The following is a 15,648-nucleotide window of genomic DNA, read 5'->3' on the forward strand; positions in this document are numbered from 1 at the left end:
TCAGTGTCAAGGCAATAAGCGGCGACGGACGCGCAGCATTCCCGGGGGGTGTGACAAAGCCGGCCCCCGCCGAGGCGGGCACGCGGCGCGGTCAGGGGAGGTTCAGGACCCGCAGGTAGTGGGCGCGGTCGCGGTGCATCTGCCAGCCGGGGTCGTCGGCGTCCGGGCGCCAGTCCATCCGTTCGCCCGCGAAGTGCAGCTCGCCGGCCGCCACGCGCGCGCGCAGCGCCCGACACCAGCTCTCGTCGACCGCGTCGGTCCGTTCCCAGAGGCCGGCCAGTTCCGCCACGTGCCCCGGTACCGCCCCGGCGTTCGCGTACCGGGCGGCCGCACCGGCCCGGCGCGCGGCGATCGTGTCGATCCGGGCGGTCAGCCAGGTGAGGAAGTCCGCCCGGGGTACCAGCGGCAGCAGCGCCACCGCGGTGTGGAAGGCCGTGGGCGAGGAGCGGTCGGCGGCGGTCACGGCCGCGGCGAACAGTCGGCGGAACTCGCCGTCACCGGCCGGGGTCAGCGTGTAGACCGCCACGTGCCGGCTGCCCTCGGGCACCTCGTGCCGGGCGAGCATCCCCTGCCGCGCCAGCGTGCCGAGCACCGAGTAGATCGACCCGGGTCGCAGGTGCGCCCAGTCCTCGACCTCCCAGGAGATCAGCTCGCGGCGGATCTGGTACCCGTTGACCGGCGCGAACAGCTTGACGGCGCCGAGCATGAGCAGCCGCGTCTCGTTCGCCGCCACGCGCACCGCCCTCCCTCGCCCGCTCGCCCGCCAGTCAAGATCACTTCATCGCCTCCGCGAGCGTCCCACGCGCCGGGTGCGTCCCACCACCCGGCCGTCGCTACCCGGCGGCGGCCGGCCCGTCGGGAGCGGCGCCCGGGCCGCCGGACCCGTGGTGCAGCCACTCCCGCAGGCCCGGCCCGGCGTCGGCCGTGAGCGCCGCGAGCCGCGCGTCGTACCGGGCCAGGTCGGCCGCCGTGAACACGTCCCGCCACTGGCCGCACGTCCCCCGGCGGAAGAACCGGCCGGCGTCGGTGAACATACCCAGCCGCTCGTCCGGCACCATCTCGGCCGCCCGGTCGCGCATGGCCGCCAGGGAGGCCGCGGCGACCAGCTCGGGCCAGCGCTCCGGCGGTACGGCGATGTCCAGCCGGCGGGCCAGCGCCCGCATCGCCCCGCCCAGGTCGCGCGAGAGGTCGGCGTAGTGGAGCAGGACCACGTGCGGCGCGTCCCGGCGCGCCCACGCGTCGGCGAGGTGGTCGACGACCCCGGGCAGCCCCTGCGGCGCCTCCCCGTCGGCGTGGGGCGCGCCGTCGATCCAGAGGGCGACGCGGGCGTCCGGGGCGGGCGGGGCCGGCGGCGCGAAGCCGAACACCCGCTCCACCGCCGCCGGGTCGAGGTTCGCCAGGTGGTGCTCCAGGGAGACCATCACGTCGCGGGGGTCGCGGCCGACCACGATGTACGTGACGTCCGCGCGCAGCGGCAGGCCGCTCAGCGGGGTGTGCGTCTTGATGAACCGCCGGTGCCGCTGCGCCGCCAGCGCGGCGTGCACCTGCGCCGCGGGGAGCGCCGTCATGTCCAGCCACGGCGACAGCGCGGTCAGCGGCGCGGGCAGCCGCGGGCGCTGGAAGACCAGCAGCGCCACCAGCATCTGCGTCCAGGTGGTGCCGCACTTGGCCGGCGTGCTGATCACGATGTCGCCGGGGCGGTGCGCGAAGCCCGCCCAGCGGGCGCTGTCCGAGAAGGAGGTCACTCGACGCGGCGGCATCCCCCGACCCTAGTCGGCCGGGCCCTCCCGCCCCACCCCCGTGAGGACGGCCACCGCCTCGCGCACGTCGTCGGTGAGGTGCAGCGCGGTCGACAGGTCGCCGTCCGGGGACAGCCCCAGCAGCGGGCGCAGCAGCGCCTCGACCGGCAGCGTGTGGGTCCAGAAGTGCCGGTCGAGGAAGACGTACGCGCCGCTCACGCCGTCGGTGCCGTAGAACGTCTTCGTCGCCGCCTGGAACACCTCCTGCACCGTGCCCGCGCGCCCCGGCGCGAACACGATCCCGCCGCGCGCCAGCCGCAGGATCGTGTCCTCGCGGATGGCGTTGGAGAAGTACTTGGCGATCCGGCCGGCGAACAGGTTCGCCGGCTCGTGCCCGTACAGCCAGGTCGGGATCGACAGGCCGCCGGCCCGCGCCCAGTCGTCCCCGCCGCGGTCGGCGGCCGGGAAGCCGGCGCGGACCTCCAGGGCGGCCGCGGTGTACGGGTCGTGGTCGCCGAAGTCCGGCGCCCGGGCCAGCCGGTCGATCGCCGCGCCGAGCGCCTCGGCGGGCCGGCCGGACAGGTACGCGCCCAGGTTCGCCGCCTCCATCACCCCGGGGCCGCCGCCGGTCAGCACGAGCTTGCCGGCGCGGGCCAGCTCCCAGCCGAGGACGGCCGCCATCCGGTACGGCGCGCTGCCCCGGGGCTCGGCGTGCCCGCCCATCACGCCGACGATCGAGCCCGGGCCGTGCCGGGCCAGCCAGCCGCGGGTGGCGTCGGCCAGCGCGTTGTCGACGCCGTGGTCGTGCATCCGCTGGGCGAGCGCCTCGCGCACCGCCGGGGTCGCCCCGCCGGCCGCCCGGAAGTGCCGGTACACCACCGTGTCGTACATCCCCGCGAAGCCGTGCGCGGCGAACCCCGCCGCCAGCTCCGCGGGCGTGTACAGGTGCCCGGGCTGGCTCGGGTAGGGCGCGTCCGCACAGCCCGGGACCACGTGCCCGCCGCGGCGCACCAGGTCCGCGGGCACCGCCGGGTCGGCGAAGGCGCACGCCACGAACAGCGCGTCGGCGACGTCCACGCCGGCCAGGTCCGGTGCCGCCGGCCCGTCCAGCCGCAGGCCCTGCACGGTGAGGCCGGCGAGCGTGCCCTTGGCGACGTGGCCGGCCAGCTCGTCGAGGGTCTCGACCTCCCCCTCGGAGGTGTCGGGCAGGGCGGTGACATCCGCCGGTGGTGGAGTCGGCATGTCGGCATTGTGCCTGGTTCAATGGCCGTCATGCAGAACCTTCTCCCCCCGCCTCCCGAGACGCGGCTCGTCGGCGACCCCGAGGCCGCCGCCGCGCTGGCCGCCGCCGACACCGACGCCGCGTACGCGGCGGTGGCGGGCCGATTCCCCACCTACAGCGACGCCTGGGCGGCGCTGGCCGCGCGCGCGGCCGAGGCCGGCCAGCCGGTCGCGGCGTACGCCTACGCCCGCACCGGCTACCACCGCGGCCTCGACCAGCTCCGCCGCAGCGGCTGGAAGGGCCACGGCCCGGTGCCGTGGGCGCACGAGGCCAACCGCGGCTTCCTGCGCTGCCTGCACCACCTCGCCCGGGCGGCCGGCGAGATCGGCGAGGCCGACGAGGCCGCCCGCTGCGCCGACTTCCTGCGCGACTGCGACCCGGCCGCCGGGGACGCCCTCGCCTCCGCCTGAGTGACGCCCCTCTCCCGCCCGCGAGGAATCGAAGTCGGCCGTTGCGGGTAGGAGGTCGGTCCCGGAGCCGTTACGCGCTGCGGGACCAGTGACCATTGGGGAGAGTCATGAAGCACGTACAGCGTTCGTCCGCCGCGCGGATCGGCGCGGCGGCGGTGCTGCTGGCTGGCGTGGGCACAGCCGCGCCCGCGCACGCCGCCCCGGCCGCCGGCATCGCGCTCGACGCGACCGTCTTCGAAGGATCGGGCTGCCCCGAGAGCAGCGACGCCGAGGCCGACCTCGACGGCCACCGCCTGCGCCTGCGCTACGAGCGGCTGGCGGCCCGGGCCGGTGACGGCGGGGGCGCCAGCCAGCGCGCCAACTGCGTCGCCAACCTGAAGCTGACGGTCGCCGAGGGCTGGCAGTACCGCGTCGACCGGCTGTGGCTGCGCGGCTACGCCGCCCTCGACGAGGACGTCGAGGGCCAGGCCACCGCCACCTACTACTTCGCCGGCTCGCCCGCCACGGGCGAGACCACGGCCGAGCTGACCGGGCCGTACGACGACGAGTTCTCCCGGTCCGGCGGCGGCGACGGCGCCTGGTCGGAGTGCGGCGCCGACCGCGCGCTGAACATCAACGCCTCGGTGTTCGTCGAGACCGAGGGCACCGGCGGCGCCGGTGAACTGTCGCTGGGCAACCGGCGCGGCCTGACGGCCGACCTGAAGCTGCGGCGCTGCTGACGCCGGAGGGCGTCACCACGGATCCCTTGCGGGCCGCGCGGTTCCACTCGGCGCGGCCCGCAAGGCTGTCCGGGGGTGGCCGGGAGGCCGTCCCGCGATCGGCCGAAAGGCTATCCAGAACAGCCACACTGGACTAACTTCCCCTGTGGACGGTCGCGCCACCCGGCCGTACCGCGCGGCGGCGCCGCGGGTGCCGCGCCGCGCGGGCCACACCACATCCACGGGGGGACACACCATGACGCCTGGCTCCAGATTCGGACTGGTCGCGGCGGTCGCGCTGCTGCCGGCGACGCTGGCGGCGCCCGCCGCCGCGGCGCCCGGGCCGCCCGACGCCGAGATCGCCGACGCCGTCTTCGTCGGGGCCGGCTGCGACCGGGCGGCGGGCCGGGTGGAGCTGAAGGACGACGCGCTGCTGATCAGCCCCGGCCGCGCCCTCCAGGTCACCGCGGGCATCCGGGAGAACGGCAACCACGTCCCGCGCGCCACCACCAACTGCCAGGTCAACGTCAGGTTCGCCAACGCCGCCGGCTGGCAGTTCGCCGTCACGACGGTCGAGGGCGCCGGGCGCAGCGCGCTGGCCCCGGGCGGCTCCGGCCGGTTCATCCTCACCTCGTACCTGGCGGGCACCCCCGACACGCTGGAGTCCTCGATCCGCCTGACCGGGCCGACCTGGGGCGACTGGGGGTACAGCGGCGGCAGCTCGCCGAACTGGAGCGACTGCGGAGCCACCCGGGCGCTCAACGTCAACACGCGCCTCCAGGTCGAGGCCGGGACGGTCGACCCGGACACGCGCAGCACGATCGGCGTCAACAGCGAGTCCGGCGTCCGCCTGGTCCTGAGCTGGCGCGCGTGCTGAGCGGTCGGCGCCACCACCACGACGACACGGGGAGAAGCATGAGACTGCCGAGGAACCTGCTGGCCGTGGCGCTCGGTGCCGCGCTGCTGCCGGTCGCTGCCGCCGCGCCCGCGCACGCGGCGGCCGACCCGGCGTTCGAGATCACGGAGGTGCAGGCCACGGGCACCGGCTGCCCGAAGGACTCGCCGGCCCGGGCCGAGGTCCGGGACGGGCGGGTCGTGGTCAGCCCCGGCAAGGGGATGTCGGCGCTCGCCGGCACCCGGGAGAACGGCGTCTACGTGGCCCGGGCGGTGCGCGCCTGCCAGGTCGGCATGAAGCTCGTGCACGCCGCGGGCTGGCAGGTGTCCGTCCCGCGGCTCGACGCCGACGGGCGGGCGATGCTGGCCGGCGGCGCCGCCGGCCAGTTCGTGGCCCGCGCCCGGCCGGCCGGCGATGTCGGCGGCCCCGAGGTGGAGGCGCGGATGGCCGGGCCGACGTGGGGCGGCTGGGGCATCGGCGGCACCGCCCCGGGCCGGTGGAGCGAGTGCGGGGCGGCCCACCAGCTACTCGTCGACGCGCAGGTCGTCGCCGCGGTGGAGACTGCTGATCGGGAGACCCAGAACGTCGTCCGGGTCAACGGCGACGCGGGCCTCCGGCTGGACCTCGCCTGGCGGCAGTGCCCATCGGCGCCCCGCGGCTGACCGGCTGGCGCAGAGCGGCCCGGAGCGGGGGGTGGCCACCCCGTTCCGGGCGTCACAGGCCCTCGGCCACGGCGGCGGCGATGCGCAGCCACGCCTCCCTCGACGCGCCGCTGAGCTGGCCGTACCGCACCGGCTCGCCGGAGTCGACCAGCTTCTCGTACGGGGCCAGCAGCACCGCCCGGGTACGCGCCGCGAAGTGCTCCTGGATCGCCGGCAGGTCGATGTCCTTGCGGGTGGGTGGCATCGACACCACGGTGACGGCCTGCCGGACGAGCCGCCGGCGGCCGGTCTGTTCGAGGTGGTCGAGCATCCGGGCGGCCGGCTCGGCGGAGTCGTTGCGCGCCGACATGGTCACCACGAGCTGGTCGGTCGCGTCGATCGCGGCCTGCCAGTTCTCGGCGCGGACGTTGTTGCCGGTGTCCACGAAGATCAGCTTGTAGAACCGGGAGACGACCTCGCGCAGCTCGGCGAACGCCTGCGCGGTCAGCATCTCCCCGGCGGTCGCCGACTCGTCGGAGGCCAGGACGTCGAACATGCCCTCGCCCTGGGCGCGCACGTACTGCGACAGGTCGCCGACCCGCCCCTGCGCGCCCGCGAACTGGTCCAGGTCGCGCAGCAGGTCGCGGACGGTGCGGCTGTGGAAGTCCTGCTGCGCGCGCATCCCTAGGGTGCCCTGGGTCTCGTTGTTGTCCCACGCCAGGACGTAGCCGCCGCGGTGCTGGCCGAACGTCATCGCCGACAGCAGCACCGCCACGGTCTTGCCGGCGCCGCCCTTGGGGTTGACGACCGTGACCTGGCGCAGCCCGCCGAAGTTGCGCCGGACCGTCTCGACGTACCGGCGGTGCTCCAGCTCCCGCTCGCCGGGGCCGAGCCGGACCAGCCCCAGCGTGGCCTTGCGGACCGCCGCCCGCGCGCCGCTGGTGGCCAGCGGGTCCGCCGGCCGGGCCGCCCGCCGCCGGGCGAAGTCGTCGGCGGTGGGGACGGGCCGGGCGTCGACCTCCGGCGGCAGGTCCGCCTCGCGCGCCCAGGCCGGGCCGGCCTGCTGCCGGGGTACCCGCGCCGCCGCCCCCTCGGCCGCGGCGGCCGTCGGCACCGCCGGTGGCCCGCCCGCCGCGGGTGACCCGGCGGTGCGGTGGGACGGCGGGACGGCCTGGCGGTCGGGGGATCCCTCCGCCGCGGCGAGCGCGGCGTAGGGGTCGGTCCCGGCCGGCGCGGGCGCGTCGGTAGCGGCGTCGGTCAGGTCCGCCAGGGCCGCGTACGGGTCGTGCGGCGGCGGGTCGGAACGGCGGTCCGGCGCGTCCCAGGCCTGCGGACCGGCGGGGCGGTGGCGGGCGCCGCGGGTCCCGGCGGGGATCAGCAGCGGCGGGTCCGCGGCCGGGTCGTCGTAACTGATCGGCAGCAGGTCCTCGGTGGGGGGCTCGATGGCGGCGCGGCGGGCGGCGGCCCGGTCCGGCGGCGCGGCGGCCGTGGGGACCTCGGCGGTGCCGCGGGTCCGGGTCCGCCGCGGCAGCAGCGGAATGTACGGCCGGCGGGGGTTCGCGGCCGCGCGCTGCTGCGGTACGGCCGCGCGGTCCGGCGCGGTCGGACGAGGTCGGGGAGCGGCCGGGTGGGGTCCGGGAGCGGCCGGGTGAGGCTCGGCGGCGGCCGGGTGAGGTTCCGGGGCGGCCGGGTGAGGTTCGGGGGCAACTGGTTGGGGGCCGTGGACGGCCGGGTGGGGTCCGTAGGTGGTCGGGGGCGGTCCGGGGGCGTCCGGCGCGGCGGCGTCCGGCGGGCGCGGCGGGCTGCCCGGCGGCGTGGACCAGGGGGACGCCGTGCTCCAGGCCGGCGCGGCGGCGCGCCCCGGCGGCGGTGCCGGCGCGGCGCGCTCGGGGGGCGGCGCGGGTGCGCTTGGCGCCTCGTCGTCGGCGCGCGTGACGTCGGGCGGCCAGAAATCCTGTGTGGAGTGTGCGGTCGTGGTGTTCTCAGGCGTGTACGGCTGCTGCGGCACCGCGGTCCTCCCCCCTCCCGGAAATCCTCCCCGTTCTCCCGGATCCACGGCCAAGGGTGGCACAGACCGTCAGTGCGCGTACACCGCCCAGGCGCCCGGCTCCGTCCACCATGCTCGCTTGCGGGCGAGGTTTCCGCTCACCCCGTCGTCGTTGAACGGCAGCGCGGCGGTCGGCGTGACCGACACCGCCCGGCCGCGCGCGCGGCGGACCTCGACCCGCGGCCGCCGCCGTCCGAACGGCCCCCGGGCCACCACCGGGATGGCGACGGCGACGTCCACCACGCCGTCGGCGGGGTCGGGGTCGCGCACCATCGGCACGCCGCCGACGGTCGCGTAGCCGGCGGCGTTGGCGATGACGGTCGCCACCACCGGGTCGGCGCCGTCGGTCAGCAGGACGTCGTCCACCTCGACCCGGCCGCGCCACGGCAGCGCCCGCCCGTGGTCGTCGGCGCCGCCCAGCAGCGCCCCGTCGAGGGTCACCGAGCCGCTGTCGGTACGCAGCAGGTCCAGGCGGCGGGACCGGCCCCCGAGGACCGCGGCGGCCACGTCGGCCGGCTCCCGGGGCAGCCCGAGCTGCGCGGCGAGGTCGGTGTCCGAGGGGCCGAGGGGGAGGATCGCCAGCGGCGGCAGGTCCGGCACCGTCCGGGTGGCGGGCAGGTCGGCGGGGCGGCGGCTCGGCGGCGGTGCGTACCGGCGGACCAGCCGGCGCACGACCGCGCGGAGCTGGCCGTCCGCGGCGGTGGCGACCACCAGGCGCGGCCCGTCGGCCGCCGGCCAGGCGAGGCCGTCGGGCCGGCCGGGGCCGTCGCCCGCGGCCAGCACGTCGTCGATCTCCGCGTTCGAGGCGGCGGTCACCGTGCGCACCCGCGCGCCCGCCGCGGTCAGCGCCTGGGCACACGCCAGCACCGGTGTCCGCGGGCGCTCCGGGCCGCAGCCGCCGCCCTCGCCGCAGCAACCGCCCGCACAGCCGCCACCAGGGCTTTCGTCACCGAGTGAGAGAATGACGACGTCGGGCACGGCCGGTGCTCCTCCTACCTTCGAGGGATGTGCCACCCGCGGGTGACGCGGTTGTTAGCCTGGCACACCGGGCTCGCCGATCGGTCGCCACCTGGGCACCCGGCCCGCACGGAAGTGAGATGAGATGCCAGCGATCGTACTCATCGGTGTGCAGTGGGGCGATGAGGGCAAAGGGAAGGTCACGGACCTTCTCGGCGGCGAGGTCGACTATGTCGTGCGGTACTCCGGGGGTAACAACGCCGGGCACACGGTGGTCACGCCCGACGGCCAGAAATACGCCCTTCACCTGATGCCCTCGGGCGCCCTGTCGCCGACGGCCACCATCGTCATCGGCAACGGCGTCGTCATCGACCCCAAGGTCCTGCTGACCGAACTCGACGGGCTCGCCGCCCGCGGCGTCGACGTCTCGGGCCGGTTGGTGATCTCCGCGGACGCGCACCTGATCATGCCGCACCACCGGGCGCTCGACCGGGTCGTGGAGCGCTACCTGGGGTCGTCCCGGATCGGCACCACCGGCCGCGGGATCGGTCCGGCGTACGGGGACAAGGTCGCGCGGATGGGCATCCGCGTGCAGGACCTGCTCGACGTCGGCATCCTGCGCAAGAAGCTCGACCTGGTGCTGCGGGAGAAGAACCAGACCCTGCAGAAGATCTACAACCGCAAGGCCATCGAGGTCGAGGCGGTGGTGGAGGAGTACCTGGGGTACGCGCAGCGGCTGCGGCCGTTCATCACCGACACCCGCGCGCTGCTGTGGGGGGCCCTGGACCGCGGCGAGACCGTGTTCCTGGAGGGCGCCCAGGCCACGATGCTCGACATGGACCACGGCACGTACCCCTTCGTGACCTCGTCCAACCCGACCGCGGCCGGCGCCTGCGTCGGCTCCGGCATCCCGCCGACGGCGATCTCGCGGGTCGTCGGGGTGTCCAAGGCGTACACCACGCGCGTCGGCGCCGGGCCGTTCCCGACCGAGCTGCACGACGAGCTGGGCGAGCGGATCCGCAAGGTCGGCGGGGAGTACGGCACGACGACCGGGCGGGAGCGCCGGACCGGCTGGTTCGACGCCGTGGTGGCGCGGTACGCGGTGCGGGTCAACGGCATCACCGACCTGTGCATCACCAAGCTCGACGTGCTGTCCGGGCTGGACACGGTGCCGCTGTGCGTGGCGTACGAGATCGACGGCAGGCGGGTCGAGGAGATGCCGACCACGCAGACCGACTACCACCACGCCGTGCCGGTGTACGAGGAGCTGCCGGGCTGGTTCGAGGACCTGTCGCACGCCCGCACCGAGGCCGACCTGCCGGAGAACGCCCGGGCGTACATCGCCCGCGTCGAGCAGCTCTGCGGCACGCGGGTGTCCCTGGTCGGCGTCGGCCCGGCCCGCGACCAGAACGTCCTGCGCCACCCGCTCCTCTAGCGCCGCGGCCGGCTGCCTAGGCTCCGGTCGCGTTGCTGTCCACAGGCGGACCGTTGTCCACAGGCCGCGGCGGCCGGCCTGGCGCACGCCGCGCGGCCCCCGGCACCGTGGCGGTATGCAGGGACTCGCGGAGGCCGAGCGCACGGCCACGGGACAGGACGGCGTGCTGAGCCGTTGGCAGGCGCTGCGCGGCGGGCTCGCCGCGCGGGAGGTGGACGCGCTGCGGCGGTCGCGCCGGTGGTGGCCGATGGGGTGCGGCACCTACTTCGTCGCCTCCCCCGGGCACCCCCGGCCCGGCCGGCGCGCCGCGATCCGCGCGGTGCAGCTCTCGCTCGGCCCGGACGCCGTACTCGTACACGACACGGCGGCCGAGTGGTTCGGGCTCGTCGCGCGGCACGACGGCGCCCCGGTCCACGTCGCGGCGCCCGGCCGCCGCGGCCGCGCCGCCGGACCGCGCGGCGCGGCGGTGGTCCACCAGTGGGCCGTACCGGCGGCGGCGCGGACCACGGTCGCCGGCCTCCGGGTCACCACGGCGCGCCGCACCGTGGCCGACCTGCTGCGCGTGGCGGCCCGCGACGACGCCGTCGCGGTCCTGGACGCCGCGCTGCACCGCAGCCTCGTCGGCGCGGACGACCTGGCCGCGCTGCCGGCGCTGCTGCGGGGCCGGCGGGGCGCGGTCGCGGCCCGCGCGCGGCTGGCACTGGCCGACGGGCGGGCGGCGTGCGGCCTGGAGACGCTGGTCCGCCTCCGGTGCGTGGACGGCGGCGTACCGCCCGAGGAGCTTCAGGTGCCCGTCCGCGACCGGGCCGGCCGGATCGTCACCCGGGGCGCCCTGGGCTGGCCCTCGCGCGGGCTGATCGTCGAGGCCGACGGCGTCCCGGGCCACCGGGACGCGGCGGCGCTGGACGCCGCCCGGCAGCGGCACAACCGGATCGCCGACGCGGGCTGGCGGATGCTGCGGTTCGCGTGGCGGGACACCGCCAGGCCCGGGCTGATCCCGCGGCGCGTGCGCGCGGCGCTGGACGGGTGAGCGGTGCCCGGCGGGGTGCTGGCGTCCGCGGTCGGTAGAGTTTTCGGCGTGCGGGTACTGGTGATCGGTGGTGGGGGGCGCGAGCACGCGCTCGCGTTGGGGCTGGCGGCCGACGCCGGCGTGGAGCGGCTGGTCGTCGCGCCGGGCAACCCCGGCATCGAGGCGGTCGCGGACGTGCGCGACGTCGTCGTCACCGACCCGGACGCGGTCGCCGCCCTGGCGGTGGAGACCGGTGCCGACCTGGTGGTCGTCGGGCCGGAGGCGCCGCTGGTCGCGGGCGTGGCCGACGCCGTCCGCGCCAAGGGCATCGCCTGCTTCGGGCCGTCGGCGGCCGCCGCGCGCCTGGAGGGCAGCAAGACCTTCGCCAAGGAGGTCATGGTCGCCGCGGGCGTCCCGACCGCCACGGCGTACACGTGCGTGGACGCCGTCGGCGTCAACGAGGCGCTGGACGCCACCGGGGCGCCGTACGTCGTGAAGGACGACGGCCTGGCGGCCGGCAAGGGCGTCGTGGTCACCGACGACCGGGCGGCGGCGCTGCGGCACGCCGGGGAGTGCGGCCGGGTCGTGATCGAGGAGTACCTCGACGGCCCCGAGGTCTCGCTGTTCGTCGTCACCGACGGCGACACGGCCGTCCCGCTGCTGCCCGCGCAGGACTTCAAGCGGATCGGCGACGGCGACACCGGCCCCAACACCGGCGGCATGGGCGCGTACGCCCCGCTGCCGTGGGCGCCGGCCGACCTGGTGGACCGCGTGCTGGCCGCCGTCGTCACCCCGACGCTGGCGGAGATGCGCCGACGGGGCACGCCGTTCGCGGGCCTGCTGTACGTGGGGCTCGCGCTGACCGCGGACGGTCCGAAGGTGATCGAGTTCAACGCGCGGTTCGGCGACCCCGAGACCCAGGTCGTCCTGGCGCAGCTCGCGACGCCGCTGGGCGGCCTGCTGCACGCCGCCGCCACCGGCACCCTCGCGGCCCACCCCCCGCTGCGCTGGCGCGAGGGCGCCGCCGTCACCGTCGTCCTGGCCAGCCACGGGTACCCGGGCACCGCCCGCACCGGCGACCCGCTGGCCGGCGCCGAGCAGCCGGGCGTCGTCCACGCAGGGACCCGCCGCGCCGCAGACGGGACACTGCTGTCGGCCGGTGGCCGCGTCGTCTGCGCCACCGGGACCGGCGCCGACCTCGCGGCCGCCCGCGACGCCGCGTACGCGCTGCTCGGGACGGTCCGCCTCGCCGACGGCCAGTACCGCACCGACATCGCCGCCGCGGCGGTCGCCGGCACGGTCCGCGTACCGACGCGGTAGCGCCGGCCACCCGCCCGGGGGCGGCGGGAAATTTTCTCCCGGACCGCGTATCGCCCGGGTCGCCCCGCGCTCCTGTCCGTGTCTGCCGCGGCGAGACGGCCGCGGCGCGAGGGGGATGGGAGTACGACTGTGGCACGCTTCAAGAAGATTCTTCTGGCCGGTGCCGGCGCCACCGCGATGCTGGCTGTGGGTACGGCGGCGGGCGCGGCGATCACCGGTGCGTCGGGGACGTTCACCGAACGTCAGACGTTCGCCCGCAACGACGCGCCGATCAACGTGACGTCGGCCGGTTTCGTCGATGTCGCCTCGGTGGTCGTGGGGATCCCGAGCGGTACCCGCCGGATGCTCGACGCCCGGTTCACCGCTGAGACGCTCTGCTCCGGTTCGGGCGGCTGGTGCTCGGCCCGGATCGTCGCCACCAACGCCTCGACCGGCAGCACCGTCGAGCTGGCGCCGGTGTCCGGCACCGACTACGCCTTCGACTCGCCCGGCGACAACTGGGAGGGTCACGCGCTGGAGCGCAGCTCGCACTACCTGCCGGCCGGCACCTACCGGGTCCGGGCGCAGGCGGCCATCGTGGCCGGTGCCACCTCGCTGCGGCTCGACGACACCCACCTCGCCGTGGAGGTCATCCGCCCGTGACGGGGGCGTGTGGGGGCGGCGGCCGCGCGGCCGCCGCCCCCACACGGGCGGTCCGGTCGGCCGGGCTGGTCAGCGCGGCCGGCGCCGTGCCGGAGGTGCCGTCCCACCATCCCGTCGCACCGTCGACCGCGCTGTTCGGCGACGTGTGCGTCATGGTCCTGGCAGCCGGGTGGACCGGCGTGGCGTTTCTGGCGGCCGGTGCGGACTACGGCGCTGTGACCGGGCCGTCGACAGGCCGCAGCCCCCTGCGCAGCGACTCGGCGATCTCGTCGCGTCGGCACAGCGCCGCCCGCCACCCCACGACCTGCGCGGTGAACGTCTCGCCGCCACTCCTGGCCTCCACCGTCCACGGCCGGCGGAACAGCACCCGCCCCGCGAGCGCCAGCACGAGCAGGACGAGCACCACGACGAGATCGATGAGGAGCAGCAGCAGCGGCAGCAGCACCCACCAGAACAGCGCGGCGGCGGCGATGACCCCGATGAAGACGACCACCAGGACGAGGAGCGCGTCCCCGAGGTCGAACGAGCCCGCCGTACTCCCGCGCGAACCGGACAGCGCCACGTCACCCAACTGGCCGGTGCCGTCGACCACGTGACCGGCATCCTGGCGCCGGTTGCGGCGCCTGAGGCGCCAGCCGCCGAAGCGCCGGGCCAGCGCCCGCCAGCGTGGTTCCCACACCACGCGCACCGTCCACTGCGTGTCGTTCGGCGTCGTCACCAGCACATTCCGCACGCCGCCAAACTACCTGCCGCGGCCGCCACTCTCGCGCGATGCGACCGCTTCGGCACTCGTCGCGGAGTCCTGATCCGCGGCTCCCGGGTGACTAGGTGAGCGTGTTGGGAAGATGCGGGCCGATGTAGCCGACATAGACGACGCCCGCGCCGTGTGACGCGTCGTGGAAATGCATCCGGGGCGCGACGGTCGTGGAGTTCCCCAGTTTGATGTGCGCCCCCATGAAGACCCTGCCGCCCGGGTCGACCGTACGCGGCACCGCGAACACGCGGGCCTGGTGGAATTTGGGGTTGCGGCGCACCGTGAGCGACTCGTCCCTGGCTACCTTGCCCGCGGACAGCGCGTACCAGTCGCCGTCCGGCGGCTTCTCGCACCAACTCTTGAAGTCCCCGGCGAATACGCCTTGCCCGGAGGCCCGGGCGTAGTCGGCCAGGGCAAGCAGCCCCTGCCACGCGACCTGGGCCCAGGCCGAGCTGTGCGGCTGTTCGTCGAGATCCAGGCAGATGCTCTGGTCTCCGGCGAAGGTGACATGGGGGTCGAGCTGGCCCACCCGGTCGAGGAGTTCGGCGAACGAGGTCGCCAGCGGCGGCGGGCGCTCCGCGGGTGTGTAGGCGCTGTCGAAGAGCCTGGCCTCGGTCAGGCGCTGCTGCAGGGCACGTACCTGCGCGTAGCGCTGCTCCAGGCCCTCCCGCTCGCCCTCCAGGTCGGCGGCCAGGCCCAGCATCTCGTCCTGCTGGCGGGCGACCGTCGCCCGCAGGGCCCGCTCGGTTTCATCCGCCGCGACGAGCAACTCGGTGAGGAGGGCGACCTCGGCGCGGAGCGCTGCGGTGGGGTCGTCGGGTCGGCGTGGCGGCGGGCGGACGTCGTGGATCGACAGGTGGAGGCCGCGGGCCGCGGCGGGCGGTACCGCGGCGGCGGCGAGCTGCCTCGGCAGCACGGCCAGGACCCGCGCCGCCCGTGCCGGCTCCGCCTCGATCCGCCGCCGGCTGAGGACCCGGTGCCGCACGGCGTCCTCCGGCACCGCGGGGTCCGCGCCGGACAGGTAGGTCCGCACGGATCCGGGACCGATCCGGTGGGTCGATCCGATGCCCTCGTTGAACGCGCCCGCGGCGACCGGATCCAGGAGGTAGATGCTGGCCAGGCCCGGCAGGTGGCGCACGAGCCGGTCGACGACGGCGCCCCACCGAGGGAACGCCGCGTCGGCGGGAGCCGCCGCGACAACGGCCGGCAGCCTCCGGTCCTCGGCGCACACGATGTCGAGCAGGTCGTCCACCGCGGCCGCGCCGACGGTGACCGGCCGGTGGCGCAGCTCCGCCTCGCCGTCGTACGCGTCGAGTGCCTCCAGGAGGAGGCGGACGAGCCGGGGCGGCGCGGCCGGCGGCGCGAGAACGCTGTCGGACACCACGGGCTCGACGTTCAGCGAGACCCACGTCCGGTCCGGCTGCCGGCCCCGGGTCACCGCGACGGTGCTCACCCAGGTGACGCCGTCGCCGCCCGCCTCGCGCAGGTGCCAGCCGCTGACTCCGTCCGTGGCGGCGTACCGGATGACCACGCCGCGGGCCAGCACCGCGCCGCCGTCGTCGAACCTGCCGACGTCGTACCGCTTGCTGCGCAGCCAGCTTCGCAGTTGCTCGCGGGCCCGCGCGGCGGTGGCGGGGAAGTCGAGCGGCGTCTCGAATGCCGTGCGGTACGGCAGAGCCTGGCGGCCTTGCGCGGGGACCGCCGGGCGCACACCCGTCTCGGCGCGCAATGACTGCCGCTCCTCCCGGGGTTCGTCCGGTCCGCACGGGTCCGACGCGGGTCGCGAGCGGCGGGTCGACGCGGGCGGACCGGTCGGCAG

Annotated in this window: 15 protein-coding genes; 8 read left to right on the forward strand and 7 right to left on the reverse strand. The window is 76.4% G+C overall.

Features of this window, described 5'->3' with window-relative positions:
- Positions 1 to 91 precede the first annotated feature (91 nt).
- From IEY75_RS15020 to IEY75_RS15030, 3 genes are all read right to left on the reverse strand, one after another.
- On the reverse strand, positions 92 to 733 hold the full coding sequence (locus IEY75_RS15020) for a PadR family transcriptional regulator (protein WP_189114971.1): 642 nt from the start codon (positions 731 to 733) through the stop codon (positions 92 to 94).
- A gap of 100 nt (positions 734 to 833) precedes the next feature.
- On the reverse strand, positions 834 to 1,760 hold the full coding sequence (locus tag IEY75_RS15025) for a sulfotransferase domain-containing protein (RefSeq protein WP_189114972.1): 927 nt from the start codon (positions 1,758 to 1,760) through the stop codon (positions 834 to 836).
- A gap of 9 nt (positions 1,761 to 1,769) precedes the next feature.
- On the reverse strand, positions 1,770 to 2,981 hold the full coding sequence (locus tag IEY75_RS15030; RefSeq protein WP_189114973.1) for an LOG family protein: 1,212 nt from the start codon (positions 2,979 to 2,981) through the stop codon (positions 1,770 to 1,772).
- Positions 2,982 to 3,011: 30 nt separating this feature from the next.
- Here IEY75_RS15030 and IEY75_RS15035 point away from each other — a divergent pair, with 30 nt between their 5' ends.
- The 4 genes from IEY75_RS15035 to IEY75_RS15050 all read left to right on the forward strand — a co-directional run bounded on the left by IEY75_RS15035 (position 3,012) and on the right by IEY75_RS15050 (position 5,686).
- Positions 3,012 to 3,431 carry a DUF3151 domain-containing protein gene (locus IEY75_RS15035; RefSeq protein WP_189114974.1) on the forward strand — a complete coding sequence of 140 codons (420 nt, stop codon included), beginning with the start codon at positions 3,012 to 3,014 and terminating at the stop codon, positions 3,429 to 3,431.
- A gap of 107 nt (positions 3,432 to 3,538) precedes the next feature.
- The gene (locus IEY75_RS15040) at positions 3,539 to 4,150 is read left to right on the forward strand and encodes a DUF4360 domain-containing protein (protein WP_189114975.1); all 612 of its coding nucleotides are present in this window, start codon (positions 3,539 to 3,541) and stop codon (positions 4,148 to 4,150) included.
- Between the two features lie 235 nt (positions 4,151 to 4,385).
- Positions 4,386 to 5,006, forward strand: a complete 621-nt coding sequence (locus IEY75_RS15045; RefSeq protein ID WP_189114976.1) for a DUF4360 domain-containing protein — start codon at positions 4,386 to 4,388, stop codon at positions 5,004 to 5,006.
- Positions 5,007 to 5,044: 38 nt separating this feature from the next.
- Positions 5,045 to 5,686 (forward strand): DUF4360 domain-containing protein, encoded by a 642-nt coding sequence (locus IEY75_RS15050; RefSeq protein WP_189114977.1) that lies wholly within the window; start codon positions 5,045 to 5,047, stop codon positions 5,684 to 5,686.
- A gap of 52 nt (positions 5,687 to 5,738) precedes the next feature.
- Here IEY75_RS15050 and IEY75_RS20935 read toward each other — a convergent pair whose 3' ends face one another.
- A complete protein-coding gene (locus tag IEY75_RS20935; protein ID WP_229789729.1) occupies positions 5,739 to 7,673 on the reverse strand; it encodes a MinD/ParA family ATP-binding protein in 1,935 nt (644 codons plus the stop codon).
- 69 nt (positions 7,674 to 7,742) lie between these two features.
- A complete protein-coding gene (locus IEY75_RS15060; RefSeq protein ID WP_189114978.1) occupies positions 7,743 to 8,690 on the reverse strand; it encodes a diacylglycerol kinase family protein in 948 nt (315 codons plus the stop codon).
- 124 nt (positions 8,691 to 8,814) lie between these two features.
- Here IEY75_RS15060 and IEY75_RS15065 point away from each other — a divergent pair, with 124 nt between their 5' ends.
- The 4 genes from IEY75_RS15065 (at position 8,815) to IEY75_RS15080 (ending at position 13,075) form a co-directional block, all read left to right on the forward strand.
- On the forward strand, positions 8,815 to 10,104 hold the full coding sequence (locus tag IEY75_RS15065; protein ID WP_189114979.1) for an adenylosuccinate synthase: 1,290 nt from the start codon (positions 8,815 to 8,817) through the stop codon (positions 10,102 to 10,104).
- Between the two features lie 115 nt (positions 10,105 to 10,219).
- Positions 10,220 to 11,134, forward strand: a complete 915-nt coding sequence (locus IEY75_RS15070) for a type IV toxin-antitoxin system AbiEi family antitoxin (protein WP_189114980.1) — start codon at positions 10,220 to 10,222, stop codon at positions 11,132 to 11,134.
- 48 nt (positions 11,135 to 11,182) lie between these two features.
- Positions 11,183 to 12,433 carry a phosphoribosylamine--glycine ligase gene (gene purD, locus IEY75_RS15075; RefSeq protein ID WP_189114981.1) on the forward strand — a complete coding sequence of 417 codons (1,251 nt, stop codon included), beginning with the start codon at positions 11,183 to 11,185 and terminating at the stop codon, positions 12,431 to 12,433.
- A gap of 129 nt (positions 12,434 to 12,562) precedes the next feature.
- Positions 12,563 to 13,075 carry a hypothetical protein gene (locus IEY75_RS15080; RefSeq protein WP_189114982.1) on the forward strand — a complete coding sequence of 171 codons (513 nt, stop codon included), beginning with the start codon at positions 12,563 to 12,565 and terminating at the stop codon, positions 13,073 to 13,075.
- Between the two features lie 205 nt (positions 13,076 to 13,280).
- Here the strand turns inward: IEY75_RS15080 and IEY75_RS15085 are convergent, their stop codons facing one another.
- Both IEY75_RS15085 and IEY75_RS15090 read right to left on the reverse strand, forming a co-directional pair.
- On the reverse strand, positions 13,281 to 13,808 hold the full coding sequence (locus IEY75_RS15085; protein ID WP_189114983.1) for a hypothetical protein: 528 nt from the start codon (positions 13,806 to 13,808) through the stop codon (positions 13,281 to 13,283).
- Between the two features lie 91 nt (positions 13,809 to 13,899).
- Positions 13,900 to 15,558: a hypothetical protein gene (locus tag IEY75_RS15090; protein WP_189114984.1), complete on the reverse strand. Its 1,659-nt coding sequence runs from the start codon at positions 15,556 to 15,558 to the stop codon at positions 13,900 to 13,902.
- Positions 15,559 to 15,648: the final 90 nt, after the last annotated feature.

The sequence above is a fragment of the Pilimelia terevasa genome, from assembly GCF_014647915.1.
GTDB classification, from domain to species: Bacteria; Actinomycetota; Actinomycetes; order Mycobacteriales; family Micromonosporaceae; genus Pilimelia; species Pilimelia terevasa.

Bases quoted from the DNA above. Each gene is read 5' to 3' on its own strand.
- IEY75_RS15025 (WP_189114972.1), bottom strand. From the start codon at position 1,760: ATGCCGCCGCGTCGAGTGACCTCCTTCTCGGACAGCGCCCGCTGGGCG.
- IEY75_RS15030 (WP_189114973.1), bottom strand. From the start codon at position 2,981: ATGCCGACTCCACCACCGGCGGATGTCACCGCCCTGCCCGACACCTCC.
- IEY75_RS15035 (WP_189114974.1), top strand. From the start codon at position 3,012: ATGCAGAACCTTCTCCCCCCGCCTCCCGAGACGCGGCTCGTCGGCGAC.
- IEY75_RS15040 (WP_189114975.1), top strand. From the start codon at position 3,539: ATGAAGCACGTACAGCGTTCGTCCGCCGCGCGGATCGGCGCGGCGGCG.
- IEY75_RS15045 (WP_189114976.1), top strand. From the start codon at position 4,386: ATGACGCCTGGCTCCAGATTCGGACTGGTCGCGGCGGTCGCGCTGCTG.
- IEY75_RS15050 (WP_189114977.1), top strand. From the start codon at position 5,045: ATGAGACTGCCGAGGAACCTGCTGGCCGTGGCGCTCGGTGCCGCGCTG.
- IEY75_RS15065 (WP_189114979.1), top strand. From the start codon at position 8,815: ATGCCAGCGATCGTACTCATCGGTGTGCAGTGGGGCGATGAGGGCAAA.
- IEY75_RS15070 (WP_189114980.1), top strand. From the start codon at position 10,220: ATGCAGGGACTCGCGGAGGCCGAGCGCACGGCCACGGGACAGGACGGC.